Source organism: Streptomyces sp. NPDC048671 (assembly GCF_055587045.1).
This window is the reverse complement of sequence record NZ_JBVJHB010000002.1, coordinates 337,078-355,741: the sequence shown is the minus strand read 5'-3', so window position 1 is coordinate 355,741 and position 18,664 is coordinate 337,078. Positions and strand designations below refer to the sequence as shown.

General features: G+C 71.3%; 18 protein-coding genes. 9 read left to right on the top strand and 9 right to left on the bottom strand.

The genetic code is table 11. The features are described from left to right. The first annotated feature begins 201 nt into the window (after nt 1–201). Nucleotides 202–1,302 (top strand): multicopper oxidase domain-containing protein, encoded by a 1,101-nt coding sequence (locus tag ACZ6S6_RS06015; protein ID WP_469704130.1) that lies wholly within the window; start codon nt 202–204, stop codon nt 1,300–1,302. Between the two features lie 70 nt (nt 1,303–1,372). Here ACZ6S6_RS06015 and ACZ6S6_RS06010 read toward each other — a convergent pair whose 3' ends face one another. Next, nucleotides 1,373–2,101: a restriction endonuclease gene (locus ACZ6S6_RS06010; RefSeq protein ID WP_469704129.1), complete on the bottom strand. Its 729-nt coding sequence runs from the start codon at nt 2,099–2,101 to the stop codon at nt 1,373–1,375. Nucleotides 2,102–2,384: 283 nt separating this feature from the next. Beyond that, nucleotides 2,385–4,661, bottom strand: coding sequence for a DEAD/DEAH box helicase (locus ACZ6S6_RS06005; protein WP_469704128.1), 2,277 nt, complete (start codon nt 4,659–4,661; stop codon nt 2,385–2,387). A 343-nt stretch (nt 4,662–5,004) separates the two neighbouring features. Here ACZ6S6_RS06005 and ACZ6S6_RS06000 point away from each other — a divergent pair, with 343 nt between their 5' ends. Both ACZ6S6_RS06000 and ACZ6S6_RS05995 read left to right on the top strand, forming a co-directional pair. Continuing rightward, a complete protein-coding gene (locus ACZ6S6_RS06000) occupies nt 5,005–5,805 on the top strand; it encodes a VOC family protein (protein WP_469704127.1) in 801 nt (266 codons plus the stop codon). A gap of 75 nt (nt 5,806–5,880) precedes the next feature. After that, nucleotides 5,881–6,135 carry a WhiB family transcriptional regulator gene (locus ACZ6S6_RS05995; protein WP_362952584.1) on the top strand — a complete coding sequence of 85 codons (255 nt, stop codon included), beginning with the start codon at nt 5,881–5,883 and terminating at the stop codon, nt 6,133–6,135. 60 nt (nt 6,136–6,195) lie between these two features. Here ACZ6S6_RS05995 and ACZ6S6_RS05990 read toward each other — a convergent pair whose 3' ends face one another. The 4 genes from ACZ6S6_RS05990 to ACZ6S6_RS05975 all read right to left on the bottom strand — a co-directional run bounded on the left by ACZ6S6_RS05990 (nt 6,196) and on the right by ACZ6S6_RS05975 (nt 9,527). Next, nucleotides 6,196–7,107, bottom strand: a complete 912-nt coding sequence (locus ACZ6S6_RS05990; RefSeq protein WP_362953129.1) for a chitosanase — start codon at nt 7,105–7,107, stop codon at nt 6,196–6,198. A 119-nt stretch (nt 7,108–7,226) separates the two neighbouring features. After that, on the bottom strand, nt 7,227–8,201 hold the full coding sequence (locus tag ACZ6S6_RS05985) for an acyl-ACP desaturase (RefSeq protein WP_362952586.1): 975 nt from the start codon (nt 8,199–8,201) through the stop codon (nt 7,227–7,229). Nucleotides 8,202–8,474: 273 nt separating this feature from the next. Continuing rightward, entirely contained in the window at nt 8,475–8,666 is a 192-nt protein-coding gene (locus ACZ6S6_RS05980; RefSeq protein ID WP_362952588.1) for a hypothetical protein, read from the bottom strand. Nucleotides 8,667–8,675: 9 nt separating this feature from the next. Continuing rightward, nucleotides 8,676–9,527, bottom strand: coding sequence for a helix-turn-helix domain-containing protein (locus ACZ6S6_RS05975; protein ID WP_362952590.1), 852 nt, complete (start codon nt 9,525–9,527; stop codon nt 8,676–8,678). Between the two features lie 150 nt (nt 9,528–9,677). Between ACZ6S6_RS05975 and ACZ6S6_RS05970 the strand changes: the two genes are divergently transcribed. After that, the gene (locus tag ACZ6S6_RS05970; RefSeq protein ID WP_362952592.1) at nt 9,678–10,157 is read left to right on the top strand and encodes an ATP-binding protein; all 480 of its coding nucleotides are present in this window, start codon (nt 9,678–9,680) and stop codon (nt 10,155–10,157) included. A 57-nt stretch (nt 10,158–10,214) separates the two neighbouring features. Here the strand turns inward: ACZ6S6_RS05970 and ACZ6S6_RS05965 are convergent, their stop codons facing one another. After that, the gene (locus ACZ6S6_RS05965) at nt 10,215–11,846 is read right to left on the bottom strand and encodes an ABC-F family ATP-binding cassette domain-containing protein (RefSeq protein ID WP_469704126.1); all 1,632 of its coding nucleotides are present in this window, start codon (nt 11,844–11,846) and stop codon (nt 10,215–10,217) included. A 322-nt stretch (nt 11,847–12,168) separates the two neighbouring features. Beyond that, nucleotides 12,169–12,585, bottom strand: a complete 417-nt coding sequence (gene ssgD / locus ACZ6S6_RS05960; protein WP_362952595.1) for a spore wall synthesis regulator SsgD — start codon at nt 12,583–12,585, stop codon at nt 12,169–12,171. 192 nt (nt 12,586–12,777) lie between these two features. On the opposite strand from ssgD, the gene ACZ6S6_RS05955 reads away from it, so the two are divergent. The 3 genes from ACZ6S6_RS05955 to mmpA all read left to right on the top strand — a co-directional run bounded on the left by ACZ6S6_RS05955 (nt 12,778) and on the right by mmpA (nt 14,857). Further along, on the top strand, nt 12,778–13,881 hold the full coding sequence (locus ACZ6S6_RS05955; RefSeq protein WP_362952597.1) for a beta propeller repeat protein: 1,104 nt from the start codon (nt 12,778–12,780) through the stop codon (nt 13,879–13,881). A 75-nt stretch (nt 13,882–13,956) separates the two neighbouring features. Beyond that, complete coding sequence (locus ACZ6S6_RS05950; RefSeq protein ID WP_362952599.1) at nt 13,957–14,634, top strand: endonuclease V; 678 nt, start codon at nt 13,957–13,959, stop codon at nt 14,632–14,634. Between the two features lie 79 nt (nt 14,635–14,713). Further along, nucleotides 14,714–14,857, top strand: coding sequence for a morphogenic membrane protein MmpA (gene mmpA, locus ACZ6S6_RS05945; protein WP_362952601.1), 144 nt, complete (start codon nt 14,714–14,716; stop codon nt 14,855–14,857). Between the two features lie 7 nt (nt 14,858–14,864). Here mmpA and ACZ6S6_RS05940 read toward each other — a convergent pair whose 3' ends face one another. After that, complete coding sequence (locus ACZ6S6_RS05940; RefSeq protein WP_362952603.1) at nt 14,865–16,055, bottom strand: saccharopine dehydrogenase family protein; 1,191 nt, start codon at nt 16,053–16,055, stop codon at nt 14,865–14,867. Nucleotides 16,056–16,260: 205 nt separating this feature from the next. Here ACZ6S6_RS05940 and ACZ6S6_RS05935 point away from each other — a divergent pair, with 205 nt between their 5' ends. Continuing rightward, nucleotides 16,261–17,421: a CaiB/BaiF CoA transferase family protein gene (locus ACZ6S6_RS05935; RefSeq protein WP_469704125.1), complete on the top strand. Its 1,161-nt coding sequence runs from the start codon at nt 16,261–16,263 to the stop codon at nt 17,419–17,421. Continuing rightward, a complete protein-coding gene (locus ACZ6S6_RS05930; protein WP_469704124.1) occupies nt 17,421–18,563 on the top strand; it encodes an acyl-CoA dehydrogenase family protein in 1,143 nt (380 codons plus the stop codon). Before ACZ6S6_RS05935 ends, ACZ6S6_RS05930 begins: the two co-directional genes overlap by 1 nt. Nucleotides 18,564–18,664 lie beyond the last annotated feature (101 nt).

Genomic DNA, 18,664 nt, shown 5'->3' with positions numbered 1-18,664 from the left:
CTCGCCAATAGCTATGGCAGCAATCACACGAACTTTGTCCTTAGTGTGGATAAACGAAGATCCTCGGGCTACGGTATGGCCCGTCCCCGAGGCCACCCGTGCCCGACGGCGTCGGCTGCCATGACCTGCGTACCTCTGCGCCGCGCACCGCAGTTGCCTTGGCTTTCTCCGCAACACCCGTATGAAAGTGGGGAGTTCGACATGGATCGACGCAGCTTCAACCGGCGGATTCTGATGGGCGGCGGGGTGGTGGCGGCAACCGGCGTGACATCGTTGTCCCTTGGTGCGATCGAGGCCACCTCGGCCGAGAACCCGCCCCGGACGGCACCGGCGGGCGGAGTGGTCCGCCATCTCAAGATGTACGCGGAGAAGCTGCCGGACGGACAGATGGGGTACGGGTTCGAGAAGGGCAAGGCGTCGATCCCCGGCCCGCTCATCGAGATCAACGAGGGCGACACCCTGCACATCGAGTTCGAGAACACGATGGACGTGGCGGCCAGTCTCCACGCGCACGGCGTCGACTACGACATCGCGAGCGACGGCACGCGGATGAACAAGAGCATCGTCGAACCGGGCGACACCCGCACCTACACCTGGCGCACCCACGCCCCGGGCCGGAGGAAGGACGGCACCTGGCAGGCGGGCAGCGCGGGTTACTGGCACTACCACGACCACGTCGTCGGCACCGACCACGGCACGGGCGGCATTCGCAAGGGGCTGTACGGGCCGGTGATCGTCCGCCGCAAGGGCGACATCCTGCCGGACAAGACGATCACGATCGTCTTCAACGACATGCTGATCAACAACAAGCCCGCCGACAAGAGCCCCGACTTCGAGACCACGGTGGGGGACCGGCTCGAAGTCGTCATGATCACGCACGGCGAGTACTACCACACCTTCCATGTCCACGGTCACCGCTGGGCGGACAACCGCACGGGCCTGCTCACCGGCCCCGACGACCCGACCCGGGTCATCGACACGAAGATCGTCGGACCGGCGGACTCCTTCGGCTTCCAGGTCATCGCGGGTGAACACGTGGGCGCGGGCGCGTGGATGTACCACTGCCATGTGCAGAGCCACTCCGACATGGGCATGGCGGGAATGCTGCTGGTGGCCAAGCCCGACGGGACGGTACCGGGGCACGACGCGCACTCCATGTCATCGCACGGCACGAAGACGCCGGACGCGAAGACCCCGGATGCCAAGACCCCGGATGCCAAGACGTCGGACGCGAAGACTCCTGATGCCAAGACGTCCGACGCCAGGACATCGGACAGAGCCGCGTCGCACGACGGTCACTGACGGGTGACGGGTGACGGGTGACGGGTGACGGGGGCCGCGCCCCGTCGCTCCTGACCGGGCCGCGAACCGCTCAGGACAGGGCGGTCGGCCTGCGTGGCGGCGGGACGGCCCGGAGCAGCTCCCACAGGGGACGAGAACCGGACGCCCACACGGCGAGGGTCTGCCGGTCGACGACGTGCAGCCGCTGCTGTTCGGCGAAGAGCACGGCCGGGGCGGTGACCCTGCCGTTCGTCACGATCACCGCGATGTCGGCGCCGTGCACCTGACGGGCGGTGCCGTTGAGGACCTGGAGGTCCGGTGTTCCCACCGCCGAGCCGGCCGGGCCGTTGCGCCGGTGCTTGCACTGGATCACCCAGCGGCGTCCGTAGGGGTCGGTGGCCTTCACGTCGGCGCCCAGGTCCCCGCCGCCACCGACACGGAGCGCGTCCCGGCAGCCGTCACGGCGCATCAGGTCCCGTACCGCGTCCTCGAACCGGGTGTGGTGCAGGGCGTCCAGCCGGGGCAGCTCGTACCGCAGGCCCTGTGCGCGGACCGCTTCCCACCGCGCGGCACGCCGCTTCTGACGGAGCAGGCCGCCGCCGGTCAGCACCGCGATCGCGCCGAGGGCCGGCAGCACCCACCAGTGGGCCAGCAGCCAGTCGACCATGGCCACCACCAGGACGACGGCCACGACCACGGCCACGAGGCGAGCGATCAGCCGGTCGTCCGCGCGCTGCCGCCGCTTGCCGGGCCCGCGGGTACGGCGCCGCGCCGGCGGGCGCCTGTTCGTCGCCCGGCCTCTGCGCGCCCGGGGACTCATCGGCCGGACCGGGCAACGCCGCTCGCGAGCCGGGCCCCTGTACGTCGGCGCGGCCGGAGGAGGGCGGCGAGCGCGAGCAGCACAGCCACGTTGATCATCAGCAAATGCCGGACCTCCCACCAGAACACGGCCTGTTCCCCAGCGGGCGGCGGACGCCGGTCCGAGCCCCCTCTTGTTTAGCCGGGGCTCAGCGGTGCCGTGACCGGGTTGCCGGTGAATGGCAGTAAAACGATCCCCTGGCCGAATCCCGCGGGGGACGCCTTGCCCGTCATCGCGGCGGTCGTCAGGCGCCGTCCCCCGGGACCGGGCTCCCGGCTTCCGCGTCCACGTCCGCGTCCGCGCCGGCCTCCACCTCCGTCTTCGCGCCCGCCTTCGCCCTCGCCTCCGCGGCGAGGCGTCGCTGTTCCTCCTCGACGATGCGGCGGGCCAGCGACCCGTCCGACACGTCCACGGCGTCCGGCGTCGTCTCGGCGACATCGCTGCGCCGTGCGTACGCGTCGAACAGCCGCTCCTTGCGGGCCAGGATGTCCAGCATGCGCTGGTCGACGCTGTCCGCGGCGAGCAGCCTGTGCACCTGGACGGTGCGTATCTGGCCCATCCGATGGGCGCGGGCCACCGCCTGGTGCTCCATCGTCGGCTTGATCTGCGGCTCGCAGAGAATGACGACCGAGGCGGCCTGCATGTTGAGCCCGATCCCGCCGGCCTGGATCTGGCTCAGCAGGACCGCGTGGCCGTCCGCCGCCGTGAAGCCGTCGATCAGCTCCTGGCGCCGGGCGGCCGGCAGGCTCCCCGACAGCGGGCCGAACACGCCCTCGCCCAGGGCCTGTCGGACCGTTTCCAGCACGTCGCGGAAGTACGAGAACACCACGACCTTCACGCCGTTGCCCGCGGCCTCCGCGACCAGCTCGCACAGCCGGTGCAGCTTGGCGGAGGTGGCCGGACAGGCGTACGCGGCCCGGCGCATCCGCATGAACTGCCCGGCACCCACCGCCTCGCGATAGGCCACCAGATCGGCCGCGCTGAACTCCTCCCACTCGTCGACCTGCACCAGCGCCGGGAGTTCGGTGAGGACGTCTCTCTGGTTGCGGCGCAGATAGGCGGGAGCGACGGCCCGGCGGAACGCCTGGGATCCGGCGGCGCCGTGGCTGGTGCTGATCAACGGGGCCAGTTCGGGCTGGAGCTGGCGGACGAGGCTGCGGAACTCCTCCACCCGGTTCTCCATCGGCGTACCGGTCAGGAACAGCACGCGCTCGGTCCGCCGCGACCAGCCGGACACCGCCCGGGAGCGGCGGGTGGCGGGATTCTTGACGTAGTGGGCCTCGTCCACCACGAGCATGCCGGGCCGTATGCCGCAGTCGTCCGCGAGGGGCAGCGTGTGCAGGGCGTCGAACGTGGTGAGGGCGACCCCGCCGGCCTCGCGCCACTCCGCGAACGCGCCCTGCCGCTCCGGACCGTGCACGGGCAGTGCGCGCAGCGTGGAACGGGCCCGGACCTCCCGCGTCCAGTTGATCAGGACGCTCGCCGGACAGACCACCAGGAAGTGCGTCTCGCCCCGTGCCGCGAGATGGGCCAGCGCGGCGATGGCCTGGATGGTCTTGCCGAGCCCCATCTCGTCGCCGAGGATCACCCGCTTCTGCGCGAGTGCGAAGCGGGCACCGAACGACTGGTAGCCGCGCAACGACACCCGCAGCCGGGCGTCGTCCAGTCGCAGCCCGCGTACCCGGTCGGCGATCCCGGACGGCAGGAACCCCTCGGCCGCGTCCCGGTCGGGCCCGGTGCCGGACATCTCGGCGAGCAGGCTGTAGTACTCGGCGGAGCGCACCTCGAAGTCGACCCAGGCCGCGACCGCGGAGTCCGGATCGCGCAGCAGATCGACCGACACCTGCCCGAACAGCAGCGGGAGTTCGCGCTCCGCCGCATCGGCCAACACCGCCTGGGCGGCGGCGAGAGCGGCCAGTGCCCGCGCCCGGTCCGGCCGCCGGGTGAAGAGCATCCGCAGCCGCCCCCTCGCGGGCGCCGCCGTGGCCAGCAGCGGATCCAGCCGCTCGGCCAGACCCCGGGCGCCGTCCACGGCCCGCCGCACGTCCGGTCCGGCCTCGACCAGCCGGTACAACGCGGTGACCAGGGCGGTCGTGGCGTCGTCCGGGGATTCCACGGATATCCGCACCGTGACCGTGTCCCGTACCGCGTGGGCGATCTGGCCCGCCGCGGCGAGTGCCTGGTCGGCGGTCTGCGCACCGACCCCGGGGATCTGGCGGAGCTCGTAGCGGTTCGCCCCGTGCACCTGCCCGACGGTCGTGAGACCGGCCTGCTCCACCGCGCCGATGCGCAGCCGGCCCTCGGTGACGTCCTTGAGCCGGGACGCCGGGATGGCCGCCAGCTCGTCGCGGACGAGCGCGTCGAGCAGCGGGTCCAGGGCGGCACGTACGGCATCGACGGCGCGGCCGTGATCGGCCAGCACCCCGCTTGCGGCGCCCAGCAGTCCCTCGGCCCGTGCGAGCAGCTCACGGGCCGCCCGCCCGGTCGTCGCCCCGCCCTCCGCGGCCCCGGCCTCAGTCATGTACGTCCTCTGTCCCCGCGGTCTCCACCGCTCCGCCCGGCAGCCGGCCGGAGCGACTCGTATCGTCCCATGCGCTGCTGACAACCCGGACGGAGGCGGCGGCTCAGGGCGCGGGCGGCCGCCGTTCCACCAGGACGGACACATCCCGCTCCGGTCCGGACTGGCCGGGACCGTGCTTCCCGCGCCGGGCGTCACACGCTGAACGCCTCCCTTCCACGGTGTATGGCACCGAGGTCCGCACGGTGGCTGACGGACTGCGGTTGTCAGTGCCCGGTGCGAGACTCGGACACATCGGAAAGAAGCCCCGATGTGTCCGAGAACGGGACCACCGAAGGAGCGCACCATGCTCACCACCCGTTTTGTTGACGGAGCCCCCAACTGGATGGACCTCGGCACCCCGGATATCGACGGGGCCGCGGCCTTCTACACCGCTCTCCTGGGCTGGGAGTACGAGGCCGGAGGCCCCGAGACCGGTGGCTACGGGATGTTCACGCTGGGCGGGAGGCCGGCCGGGGGCGTGATGACCGTCACCGAGGAGCAGGCGAAGCCGTCGTGGTCGGTGTACTTCCAGTCGGCGGACGCGGACGCCACCGCCCAGCTCGTGGAGAAGTCCGGCGGGACGGTGCCGTTCGCGCCGATGGACGTGCTGGAGTTCGGCCGGATGGGCGGATTCACCGACCGGGGCGGGGCGTTCTTCGGCGTCTGGCAGCCCAAGCGGCTGCCGGGACTCGGAGTCGTGGGGGACACCGGCAGCCTGTGCTGGGCGGAGCTGTACACCCCGGATGTTCCGGCCGCCGCGGCGTTCTACGGTGCCGTCCTCGGCTGGGAGACCAGCCAGGTGCCCTATCCGGGCGGCGGAGGATCGTACACAATGGTGCGGACCGCGGGCGGTGGCGACGAGACCTCCTTCGGTGGACTCGTCCCGCTGGACGCCGTGCCGGTACGGGCGGTCGTGGGCCCGCACTGGCTGCCGTACATCGAGGTCGACGACTGCGACGCCACGGCGGCGGAGGTCGAGCGGCTGGGCGGCAAGCTGACACTGGAACCGCTGGAGATGGCGGGCGTGGGCAGGTTCGCCAACGTCACCGACCCCTACGGTGCGCCGTTCGCCGTGATCAAGAGCTCGCCGGCGCCCGCCGGCTGACCCGGCGCAGGCCCCGGCCCGGTGGTTGATGAATCGTTGAGCAGTCGTTTATCGCGGCCGGGCACTGTGTGCGTCATGCTGATCAACACCCCGACCGACCCCGCTCTTGCCTGGCAGGAGACAGCGCTGTGCGCGCAAGCGGGGCCCGAGTTCTTCTTTCCCGCCCCCGGCAGCTCAACCCGGGAGGCCAAGCAGCTCTGCAACGCCTGCGAAGGACGTCTGGCCTGCCTGGAGTACGCCCTCGACAACGACGAGCGCTTCGGCGTGTGGGGCGGTCTCTCCGAGAAGGAGCGGGACCGGCTGCGCAGAGTCGGGCGCGACCAGGCCTGATCGCACGCTGTCCGTGTGAGCACGGAGCCGGGGCGGGCACCCGGACCGGGTGCGCCCGGCTCAGGACGCGACGCGGAACGTCTCGCCGTACATCTTCCAGGTCAGCGGCGGCTCCAGGCTCAGATTGCCGTCGTAGAGGAACTCCCGCTGCGTCGTGTCGATGCGCGAGGTGTCGTGCTGGTTCTTCTTCGACTTCATCACGGCACGCGCGGCGTCCAGGAAGGCGTCCAGGTAGACCTTCTCGTCCCCGCCCTCGTCGACCGTGTCGGCCTCGGCCAGCGCCGCCTTCCGGATTCCGTAGAAGGCGTCCGGCTCCGTTCCGGGGCCCTGCAGCACCATGGCGTCGAAGTAGATGAACTGGCCCAGGGTGCCGAGCCCGTCCAGTTTGGCCAGCCGTACGGCCGGCTCGAAGTACTGCTTGTCCCTGACGCGGTCCTGCGCGGCGCGGAACACCGGGTCCGCGGCCGACTTCTTCCACGCGGCCGTGAAGCCGGGGTCGAGGCCCTTGTGCGAGCCGGTGCCGTCCACCTTGCGCAGGGCCGGGACGTACGGCGTCAGCGGGCTGTCCGGATGGTCCTTGGAGAACGCCTCGACGAACGCGAGCATGTCGTGCGTTCCGGAACAGAAACCGACGATCCCGGCCGTGTAGCCGGTGCCGTCGCCGTTGTCGTCGATGGCCGCGTACTGGCCGCGCCAGTCCAGCGTCGAGCTCTCGGAGGTGGCCAGCAGCTTCCAGGCCAGCTCGCGCTTCGCCGGTGCGGCCAGTCCGGCGGGCATCGCGGCGACGCGCTCGTCCAGCTGCCGGCGCTCCTCGTCGTTCGCGGCGGCGTACGGGTCGGGGCCCACGGACGAGTCGGCCGGGTCCGCCGCCGCGGGGGAGCCGGCCGACTGCTCGGCATCGTCGCCACCCCCGTTGATGAGGATGGAGGCGGCGATGGCTATCGGTGCGGCGAAGAGAACGAAACGCGTCACAGGTTTCACCGGCACAGAGTACGGTCCGCGCGCCCGTGGTGAGGGGTCACCCCACCTGCACGTCCGCCGGGGGCGGGCCGGGGGACCCGCCCCCGACGGACGGCACGCGGTGCGGGCCGTCAGGCCTGGGCGCGGGCAGCCATCCGCGCCTTGCGCGTGGCCAGCTTCTCGTCGAACTTCGCCGCCTCGCTGTCCAGCCCGTTCATGTACAGGCCGAGCTCCTCCTGCGCCTTGAGACCCTCCGGGCCCAGCCCGTCGATGTCCAGCACCTTCAGGTACCGCAGCACCGGCTGGATGACGTCGTCGTGGTGGATACGCATGTTGTAGATCTCGCCGATCGCCATCTGCGCGGCGGCCCGCTCGAAGCCGGGCATGCCGTGGCCGGGCATCCGGAAGTTCACGACGACATCACGCACGGACTGCATGGTCAGGTCGGGTGCGAGCTCGAAGGCCGCGCCCAGGAGGTTGCGGTAGAACACCATGTGGAGGTTCTCGTCGGTCGCGATCCGCGCCAGCATCCGGTCGCAGACCGGGTCGCCCGACTGGTGGCCGGTGTTCCGGTGGGACACCCGGGTCGCCAGCTCCTGGAAGGCGACATAGGCCACGGAGTGCAGCATCGAGTGGCGGTTGTCGGACTCGAAGCCCTCCGTCATGTGCGCCATCCGGAACTGCTCCAGCTTGTCCGGGTCCACGGCGCGCGACGTGAGGAGGTAGTCGCGCATCACGATGCCGTGCCGGCCCTCCTCGGCCGTCCAGCGGTGCACCCAGGTGCCCCACGCGCCGTCGCGGCCGAAGAGCGAGGCGATCTCGTGGTGGTAGCTGGGGAGGTTGTCCTCGGTCAGCAGGTTCACGACCAGCGCGATCTTGCCGATGTCGGTGACCTTGGACTGCTCGGACTCCCAGGCCTGACCGTCCTCGAAGACACCGGGGAAGTTCCGGCCGTCGGAGAACGGGACGTACTCGTGGGGCATCCAGTCCTTGGCGACCGTGAGATGGCGGTTGAGTTCCTTCTCCACCACCTCTTCCAGCGCGTACAGCAGTTGGGCGTCAGTCCACGCCTGTGAACTGCCGAGGTGGGGAGAGGTGATCGTCACGGGGAGCTCCTGGGGACGGGAGAATTACCTACGGCTTCGTAGGTTACGAGACCGTAGGTTAAAGCGGCGGTAAGGCCGGAGCCAAGCTCACCCGGGCGACAATCGGCTACGCAATGTCATAAGTGCAGGTCAAGCGTATATACGGAGGGTCAGGTCGGCTGTGGGGGAGTGCCCCAGACAGGGGAAAAGCCGGGCCCGGCCCCCGGTGGCATGGGCTCTGAACAGTCGGCGTACTCGGAGCGCGGGCGCACAGGGGGCTCGGTCGGTCGGGGATCAGAGCAGATGGTCCGCCGCGCCGGACTTCACCGCGGAGATCAGTGCCCGCAGCGCCTCCACGGAGTCACTGACGTAGAGGGAGGTGTCGGTGGTGGAGCCGATGTAGGCGCGGCCCTGGTCGTCCAGGCCGAAACGGAAACAGTTCGCCCCCTCGCTGCAGAATGCCTCGTCCCAGCAGATGTCGTTCATGGTCTCTCCTCAGAGGTCCTGGGCTATGCGCCGGATGAATTCGCGTGATTCCTCGACGGGCAGCGCGAGCGTACGGAGTCGCGCCAACAGGCCCCGGTAGCGCCGCAGTTGCATATCGGCATCCAGCAGCATCGAGCCGTGCGAGGAATCGAGCTGCACGGTATCGAGCTGAGGCACCGCCGCGCCGGCATAGGTGAACGACTGCCCGGCGCCGGGGAATCCACCGGCTGCGAACGGGATCACCCGGACGGTTATCCGGTCCCGTTCGGACTGGCCGAGGATGTGTTCCAGCTGCGCCCCGGTCACCTTCGGGCCGCCGAACTGCATCCGGAGGGCGGCCTCGTGGATCACCGCTTCGTACAGGGGCGGCCGGTCCCGTTCGAGGACCTCCTGCCGGCGCAGCCGCAGCGAGAGCCGGGCCATCAGATCGGGGCGGGGCAACTGTGGGTCGGCGGTGTCGAAGACCGCCCGCGCGTGCTCCTCGGTCTGCAGGAGGCCCGGGATGTGCGTGGTGGTCGCGGTGATCAACTCAACCGCGTGGAACTCCAATTCGGCGATGTCGAGCAGGCTGGGCAGCAGGAGTCCGCGATGCTCCTCCCACCATCCCCTGGCCCGCTCCTGCGTCATCTCGGCCAGCAGGTCCACGAGGCCTGTGTCGGGGCAGCCGTAATTGAAGGCGAGGGTGCGGACCCGCTCGGTGCTGATGCCGAACCGGCCCGACTCGATGTTCGGGATCCGGGTGCGGTCGACGCCGAGCAGTGCGGCGGCCTGCTGCGCCGTCATTCCCGACTGCTCGCGCAGCTTTCGCAGTTCGTACCCGAGGCGTTGTTGCCGGGCGGTCGGAGTGCTCCTGGGAGGCACGGTGTGTCCTTCCGGGTGGGGAGGTCAGTGAAATGACCGGAACCACACAAGTAGTAGCACTGTGCTCCACTTGTGGGCTACGGTCGGTAGCGCAAGTCTCACACGGGGCGACCGTGCCTCTGTGTGACTGTCACCACACGCACCGGAAATGTGAGTACCTTGATGAAGGGCGCACTGCGTTTTCTCCCCGCCCCCGCCCCGGCCCCGGCCGGGCCCCATCCGCCGGTGGCGGGCAATCTGAGCTATTCGTTCGCCCTGCCGGGCGGCGCCTTCTGCGCCGGTCTCGCCCGCCGCGCCGTGAGCGACCTGCTCATCCGGCACGACCTCGCGGAACTCCGTGACACCGCGGTTCTCGCCGCGTCGGAACTGGTCGCCGCCGCCTACCGGTTCACTCCGGACCGGGAGATGCTGCTCCGGGTCCACTGGCAGTTCGACGCGCTGCGGGTCGTCCTCTACGACCAGCACCCGTGTCACGGAACGCCGGAGAAGTCCGAGGAGTGCCGGGAGCAGCGCAGCGACGGCATGTGGCTGCTGGCGGCCGCGGTCGACGCGCACGGCGGGGACTGGGGGCTCGCCCCCGCGCTGACGGCATCCGGCGGCTCCAAGGCCTGGGCGTTACTCCACCCGTAGCCCCCGCACAGCCTCCCCCACACCCATCTCCCCCCCGGGCTTCCCCTGCTCCGCGCCTCACATCCCGGTGCGCACCTCCTCGGCCGTGGTGTCCCGCAGCTCGCCGTCTAGCAGCAGCCAGCGCGTGATTCCGAGGGACTCCAGGAACGGCACGTCGTGGCTCGCCACGATGAGCGCTCCCTCGTACGCGTCGAGTGCCGCCGTCAGCCGGCGCACGCTCGCCAGGTCCAGGCTGTTCGTCGGTTCGTCCAGCATCAGCAGCTGAGGCGCCGGTTCGGCCAGCAGCAGAGCGGCCAGAGCCGCGCGGAACCGCTCCCCGCCCGACAGGGTTCCCGCGGGCCGGTCCGCCCGTTTCCCCTTGAACAGAAACCGTGCCAGCCTCGCCCTGATCGCGTTGTCCGTGGCATCCGGTGCGAACCGCGCCACGTTCTCCACCACGCTCAGCCCGTCGTCGAGCACGTCCAGCCGCTGCGGCAGAAACCGCGCCGGGAGCTGTACCTCCGCCTCGCCCGACACCGGTGCCAGCTCACCGACGAGCGTCCGCAGCAGCGTGGTCTTGCCCGCTCCGTTACGTCCCACCAGTGCGATGCGCTCCGGACCGCGCACCTCGAACGAGCCCTGGACCCGTGCCCCGTAAGCGAGTTCCAGATCGCGCAGTACCAGCACGCCGCGGCCCGGATGGACCTTGGTGTGCGGCAGCTCGACCCGGATCTCGTCGTCGTCGCGCACCGCCTCGACGGCGTCGTCCAGGCGCTCCCTCGCCTCGGCCAGCCGCTCGGTGTGCATGATGCGGTGCTTGCCGGCCGACTCCTGCGCGGCGCGCCTGCGGGCGCCCATGACGATCTTCGGCTCGCGCTTCTGGTCGTTCATCTTCTGTCCGTAGCGCTTGCGCCGGGCCAGCTTGACCTGGGCGTCGGCGAGCTCGCGCTTCTGCCGGTGCACATCGGCCTCCGCGACCCGCACCATGCGCTCGGCGGCCTCCTGCTCCACGGCGAGCGCCTCCTCGTACGCCGAGAGGTTTCCGCCGTACCAGGTGACCTCGGAGCCCCGCAGATCGGCGATCTGATCGACGCGTTCAAGCAGTTCCCGGTCGTGGCTGACGACCACCAGGACCCCGTTCCACGCGTCGACCGCGGCGTACAGCCGCTGCCGTGCGTGCAGATCCAGGTTGTTCGTCGGCTCGTCGAGCAGCAGCACGTCGGGCCGGGCCAGCAGCAGCGCGGCCAGCCGCAGCAGCACGCACTCCCCGCCGGACATCTCGCCGATGGTCCGGTCGAGCCCGATGTGTCCGAGACCGAGCTGGTCGAGCGTGGCGCGGGCCCGCTCCTCCACGTCCCAGTCGTCACCGACGGCCGTGAACCGCTCCTCGCCGACGTCGCCCGCCTCGATGGCGTGCAGCGCCTCACGGGTCGCGGCGATGCCCAGGGCCGCGTCGACCCGCAGCGCGGTGTCCAGGACCAGATTCTGCGGCAGGTAACCGACCTCGCCCGCGGCCCTGACGTGGCCCGCCGCCGGAGCGAGGTCGCCGGCGATCAGCCGCAGCAGGGTCGACTTGCCGGCGCCGTTGATACCGATGAGGCCCGTACGGCCGGGCCCCACGGTGAGATGGAAGTCGTCGAAGACCTCGCTGCCGTCGGGCCAGGCGAAGGAGAGCGACGAGCAGGTGAGGTGGGCGAGCGGAGCTGACATAGGGGAATCTCCCGGTTGCGAGGAAGGTCAGGGGCAACGGGACGAGACACCGGTCACTGGCGTTCCACGGAAGGATTCCGCAAGATGCGGAGGAAGGCCCTGGTCACGGAGGACGGCTCGAAAGAGCTGAGGTCACACTCGGGCACGCGGACATGTACAGACACGACACGGCGCGCGACACGGTGTCTCAAGACCTCAGACGAGCAACGTCCTACTCCGATCGACGACGACAAGGACATCGCAGACGCTACGCCCGGCCCGGGGGCCGGGCAAACGAATTAACGCGACACGGTCCCGGACCGCCCTGTCCGCCGGGGCCGGTTCAGCGGGAGCCGCCGAGCAGGTCCGTCAGGTTCCGGTCCAGGTCCAGGAACCGGTGCTCGCCGCCGACGGGCACCAGCTGCTGGGTCCGCCGCAGGAACCGGCGCAGGTCGGCAGTGCGGACGTGCACCATCGCGACGCCCTCGGCGGCGTGGAACTCCAGAACCGTGCGGTCGTACCCGAACGGCCTGATCCGTACGTCACCCACGCCCGCCGGTGTGTCCATTCCCGCCGTGAGCAGTTCCCGGGAGAACTCCCAGGACACCTCGGTGCCCTCCAGCGTCGCGGGTGCGGGGAAGGCCATGCGGATCGCGAAGGGGTCCGTGCGGTCGTACCGGAGGACGGCCGGAAGTGTCTCCATCTGCGGCGCGGACGCCACCATGCGGACCTGTACGGACTGCTCGATAACGATGGACACGACCTGCTCCCTCTCGCGACCGGATGAACGGGTTCCCGGCACTGATACAGACGACGGAAGTCGCCGATCCGTGCACCCCGGAACCGAGTGAGCTGCGTCACCGCTCACCGGGCCCCCGGTCCCTGATCACGTGCCCGCTTCCGGGCGGCGCACCCTGGACGGCGCGCGGTCCGTCGGTTAGCTTCCAGCGCCATGAGGGCCAAGGGAAAGACGCGACGACTGATGTCACTGGGACTGTGCGGGGCGGCGCTGGCCGCGGCGCTGGCCGCACCGGCGGCTCACGCGGCGCCGGGGGAACGGCACCGGCCCGGTGACCGGCCGGTCTGGACACCCACCGCCACCGGAACCGACGCCCGCTTCCGCGGCCTCGCCGCCGTGAACAGCCGCACCGCCTGGCTCGCCGGGACCAAGGGCACGGTGCTGCGCACCTCCGACGCCGGCCGGCACTGGCGCGACGTCTCACCGCCCGGTGCGGCGGCGCAGGGGCTGGAGTTCCGCGACATTGAGGCCTTCGACGCCCGACGGGCCGTGGCGCTGGCCATCGGCGAGGGGGAGGCGTCCCGGGTGCTGCGCACCGACGACGGGGGAGCGACGTGGACCGAGTCCTTCCGCAACACCGACGCCCGCGCCTTCTACGACTGCCTCACCTTCTTCGACAGCCGGCACGGGCTGGCCATGAGCGACCCGGTGGACGGGCGGTTCCGCATCCTGTCCACCGCCGACGGCGGCCGCAGCTGGAGCGTGCTGCCCAGTACGGGCATGCCCCCGGCCCAGGACGGCGAGGCGGGGTTCGCGGCCAGTGGACAGTGCCTGGTCAGCTCGGGGCCGAAGGACGTCTGGCTGGCGACCGGCGGGGCGGCCACCGCACGCGTCCTGCACTCCGGGGACCGCGGAGTGACCTGGCGGGCCGCCGAATCGACCCTGCCTGCCGGTGACCCGGCCCGCGGGGTCTTCGGGCTGGCCTTCCGCGACCGGACCCACGGCATCGCGGTCGGCGGCGACTACCGGCCCGACCAGGAATCGCCCCGCGCCTCGGCCGTCACGGACAACGGCGGCCGAGGCTGGCGCCAGTCGGCCACCGCACCCGCCGCCTACCGCTCGGGCGTCGCCTGGCTGCCGCACAGCCGGTCGGCCGCACTCGCTGTCGGCCCGTCCGGCACCGACCTCACCACGGACGGCGGGCGCACCTGGCGGACGGTCGGCACCGGCTCCTACGACACGGTCGACTGCACGGCGGACGGCGGCTGCTGGGCAGCGGGCGAGCAGGGGCGCGCGGCCCGGCTGAACACTCCCTGAGGGCTGTCCCGTGCCGTGGCCGGCCTCGCGCACCCGCCGGGGATCGCGGGACGGCCCCATAGGCTGGTCAGCACCATGACAACTCTTCAGATGCCATCCGACGAGGCCGGTGCCCGCGCCGTCCAGGACTCCCTGCGCGCCCGCGTGGTGCTCGACGAGCCGGGGCCGCCGCCCGGCACCGGCCGGGTGACAGGTGTCGACGTCGCCTACGACGACGAGCGCGACGTCGTCGTGGCGGCGGCCGTCGTGCTCGACGCGGTCACCCTGGACGTGGTGGCCGAGTCGACCGCCGTCGGCCGGGTCACCTTCCCCTACGTCCCCGGGCTCCTGGCCTTCCGCGAGATCCCCACCGTGCTGGCCGCGCTGGAGTCCCTGCCGGCCGATCCGGGCCTCGTCGTCTGCGACGGATACGGGCAGGCGCACCCGCGCCGCTTCGGACTCGCCAGCCATCTGGGCGTGCTCACCGGGCTGCCGGTCATCGGCGTCGCGAAGAACCCCTTCACCTTCTCGTACGAACAGCCCGGCCCACGCCGCGGCGACTGCTCGCCGCTGCTCGACGGGGACGAGGAGGTGGGCCGGGCACTGCGTACCCAGGACGGCACCAAACCGGTCTTCGTCTCCGTCGGCCACCGCACCGGCCTCGACAACGCCTGTGCGCACACCCTGCTGCTCGCCCGGGACTTCCGTCAGCCCGAGACCACCCGCCGGGCGGACGCGCTCTGCCGGCGGGCGCTGCGCGAGGCGACCGCCTGAGGGCGGTGCGGACGGGGGCGGGGGCGTCTGAGTATCCGTACGGATAGCGTTCGCCGATCATGGTCGGCACTCTGGACATATGAACGTACCTCGCACACCCGCCCGAACCGCACCTCTTCACCCCGCCCAGCGCCGCGTCGCGGTGGGCATGCTGATCGGAGGTGCGGTGGCGTTCGTCTGGGCCGGAGCGATGCTCTACACGCTTTTCTCGTGGATCTTCTAGACGTGCCTCAGCGGACCGCCGCCACCCGGAAGCCCAGCCCCGCCGCCCGCAGGCGTTCCCCCAGCGCATCGCCCATCGCGACGGCCGTGGTGACCTGCCCCGACACCGTCGGCAGCTCGTCCAGCGCCAGACACAGCGCGGACTCCGCGAGCATCCTGGCCGTCTCGCCGTAGCCCGGGTCGCCGCCCGACACCTCGGTGAACACCCGGCGGCCGCCGCCCTCGCCGACGAACCTGACCGTGAACCAGCTGCGGCTCCTGCGCTCGGCGTCCGGGCCCGAGCCGGGCTCGTACCGGTCCATCAGCCACGCCCGCGCGGCCGGCAACTGCGCCGCGCCCATCAGGGCGCCCAGCGCCGCCGTGCCGCCCAGCGCCACCGGCAGGTACTTGACCGACGCGTAGTGCCGGTAGCGGAAGTCGGGGCCGTAGCGGGGCAGCGCGCGGGCGGAGCGCTCCACGATCTGCGCGTCGAGGGTGGGCAGCGGAAGCGCCCAGGTGCCGGTCTCCGTACTGAAGCGCGGGGCGCCGAGCGGGGCGCGGGCGCGGCGGCCGACGAGGCGCGGCTCGTGCAGCCGGCGCTCCTTCGCGGCGCGCAGCATCTGCGGGCCGCGGCCCATCGCGGTGAGCGCGGAGGCGAACGTACCGCCCGAGAAGGCCGCGTTGCTGCGGACGAAACCGTCGATGCGCAGGGGTACGTCCTCGGGCAGCTGCTGGACCGTGAAGTACACCCCGAGATCGTGCGGTACGGAGTCGAAGCCGCACGCGTGCACGATCCGGGCGCCGGTCTCGCGCGCCCGTGCGTCGTGCTCCAGATACATCCGGTCCGCGAACTCCGGCTCACCGGAGAGGTCCGCGTAGTCCGTTCCGGCCTCGGCGCAGGCGGCGACCAGCCGCTCCCCGTACCAGACGTACGGGCCGACCGTCGTGGCCACCACATGGGCGGACTCGGCCAGCTCGCGCAGCGAAGAGGCGTCGTCCGCGTCGGCGTGCAGCAGAGGGATGTCCGCGCAGCCCGGATCGACGGAGGTGAGGTGATTGCGCAGCTGTTCCAGTTTGGCGCGGTTGCGGCCGGCCAGGGCCCAGCGGCAGCCGTCCGGTGCGTGTGCCGCCAGATATTCGGCGGTGAGGACTCCCACGAAGCCGGTGGCGCCGAAGAGGACTACGTCATAGGGGCGTTGTGCCCCGTTCTGCCTGTTCACGAGTGCCTCCGCAGGGGCCGGCGCCGATGTAGCAGGCAGAGGTTAGCGGAGGCGGACGTGGCGGTGTGCGTCCGGGAGGGCTTCGTGGGGGAGGATCGGCGGGAAAAGAACTAAGCGCTTGCTCGCCTCAAGGGGTTGTGCGGAGCGCGGTACGTTCTTAGCATCATCGGTGTTACATCGGTTGTGTCATACCGCTGGGGGCTCGATGGCAACAGCAGGGAACGGTGCGCACGGCCCGCGGGGCCCGCTCGCCGGGGTACGGGTGGTCGAACTGGCGGGCATCGGCCCCGGCCCGTTCGCCGCGATGCTCCTGGCCGATCTGGGCGCCGACGTGGTGCGGGTCGACCGGCCCGGCGGCGCCGGCCTCGGCATCGATCCGGCCCATGACCTCACCAACCGCAACAAACGCTCCGTCCTCGTCGACCTCAAGGCCGAGGACGGCCCGGACACGGTCCTGGAGCTGGCGGAGCGCGCCGACATCCTGATCGAGGGGTACCGGCCGGGCGTCGCCGAGCGCCTGGGGGTAGGCCCCGACGCCTGTCTGGCCCGCAACCCGCTCCTCGTCTACGGGCGGATGACCGGCTGGGGCCAGGACGGGCCGCTCGCCGCACGGGCCGGGCACGACATCGCCTACATCGCCCTCACCGGCACCCTCTCCATGATCGGGAAGCCGGACGAGCCGCCCACCGTCCCGGCCAACCTGCTCGGCGACTACGCGGGCGGCTCGCTCTACCTCGTCGTCGGCGTCCTCGCCGCCCTCCAGCACGCCCGTACCCCCGGCGGCCGCGGCCAGGTCGTGGACGCGGCGATCGTCGACGGCGCCGCCCACCTCGCCATGATGATCCACGGGATGCTGGCGGCCGGCGGCTGGCAGGACCGGCGCGGCTCCAACCTGCTGGACGGCGGCTGCCCGTTCTACGGCTCGTACGAGACCGCCGACGGCGAGTACATGGCGGTCGGCCCGCTGGAGCAGCGGTTCTACGCCGAGTTCGCCGAACTCCTCGGCATCGGGGAGACGGCCCCCGACCGGGGCGACATCTCCCGCTGGGACGAGCTGCGCGCGGTCGTCGCCGCCCGGTTCCGCACCCGTACCCGCGCCGAATGGACCGAGGTCTTCGACGGGTCGGACGCCTGCGTGGCACCCGTCCTCTCGCTCCGCGAGGCACCGCACCACCCGCACCTCGCCGCCCGCGCCACCTTCGTCGAACACGGCGGACTCACCCAGCCCGCGCCCGCGCCCCGGTTCTCGGCCACGCCCTCCTCGGTGCACAGCGGCCCGGCGCGGCCGGGCGCGGATACCGACGCCGTCGCCGCCGACTGGGACGTACCGGGCCTGCGGACCCCCCGGAAGGACACCACCGACTGATGCAGCGGCAGATCTTCACCGAAGAGCACGACGCGTTCCGCGAGGCCGTCCGCACCTTCCTGGCCAAGGAGGTGCTCCCGCACTACGAGCAGTGGGAGAAGGACGGCATCGTCTCGCGCGAGGCCTGGCTCGCGGCCGGACGGCAGGGCCTCCTCGGCCTCGCGGTGCCCGAGGAGTACGGGGGCGGCGGCAACGCCGACTTCCGCTACAGCGCCGTCCTGGCCGAGGAGTTCACCCGGGCGGGCGCCGCGGGGCTGGCGCTCGGCCTGCACAACGACATCATCGGCCCCTACCTCACCGGTCTCGGCACCGACGAGCAGAAGCGGCGCTGGCTGCCCGGCTTCTGCAGCGGCGAGATCATCACCGCCATCGCGATGACCGAACCCGGTGCCGGTTCCGACCTCCAGGGCATCCGCACCACGGCCGAGGACAAGGGCGACCACTGGCTGCTCAACGGCTCCAAGACGTTCATCTCCAACGGCATCCTCGCCGACCTGGTCGTGGTCGTGGCGAAGACCACCCCGGACGGCGGCGCGAAGGGACTCTCCCTCATCGTCGTCGAGCGGGGTGCGCAGGGCTTCGAACGCGGCCGCAACCTCGACAAGATCGGCCAGAAGTCCCAGGACACCGCCGAGCTGTTCTTCAACGACGTCCGCGTGCCCAAGGAGAACCTCCTCGGCGAGCTCGACGGCGCCTTCATCCACCTGATGACCAACCTCGCCCAGGAGCGGATGGGCATAGCAGTCGCCGGCATCGCCGCCGCCGAGTACCTGCTGGAGATCACCACCGAGTACGTCAAGGAGCGCGAGGCCTTCGGGCGGCCGCTCTCCAAGCTCCAGCACATCCGCTTCGAGATCGCGGAGATGGCCACCGAGTGCGCCGTCACCCGTGCCTTCCTCGACCGGTGCATCGTCGACCACTCCGAGGGGACGCTCGACGCCGTGCACGCCTCGATGGCCAAGTGGTGGGCCACCGAACTGCAAAAGCGCGTAGCCGACCGCTGCCTCCAACTGCACGGAGGCTACGGCTACATGACCGAGTACCGGGTGGCCAAGGCGTTCACCGACGGCCGCATCCAGACCATCTACGGCGGTACGACCGAGATCATGAAGGAGATCATCGGCCGCTCCCTGCTCGCCTGACCCCTGTTCGCCTGACCCCTGCCCGGCCACCACCCCCCGCCTGTGCCACACCTCTCCCTGTGCCACACCCCCTCTTGCGCCACCACCCCCGAAAGGCAGCT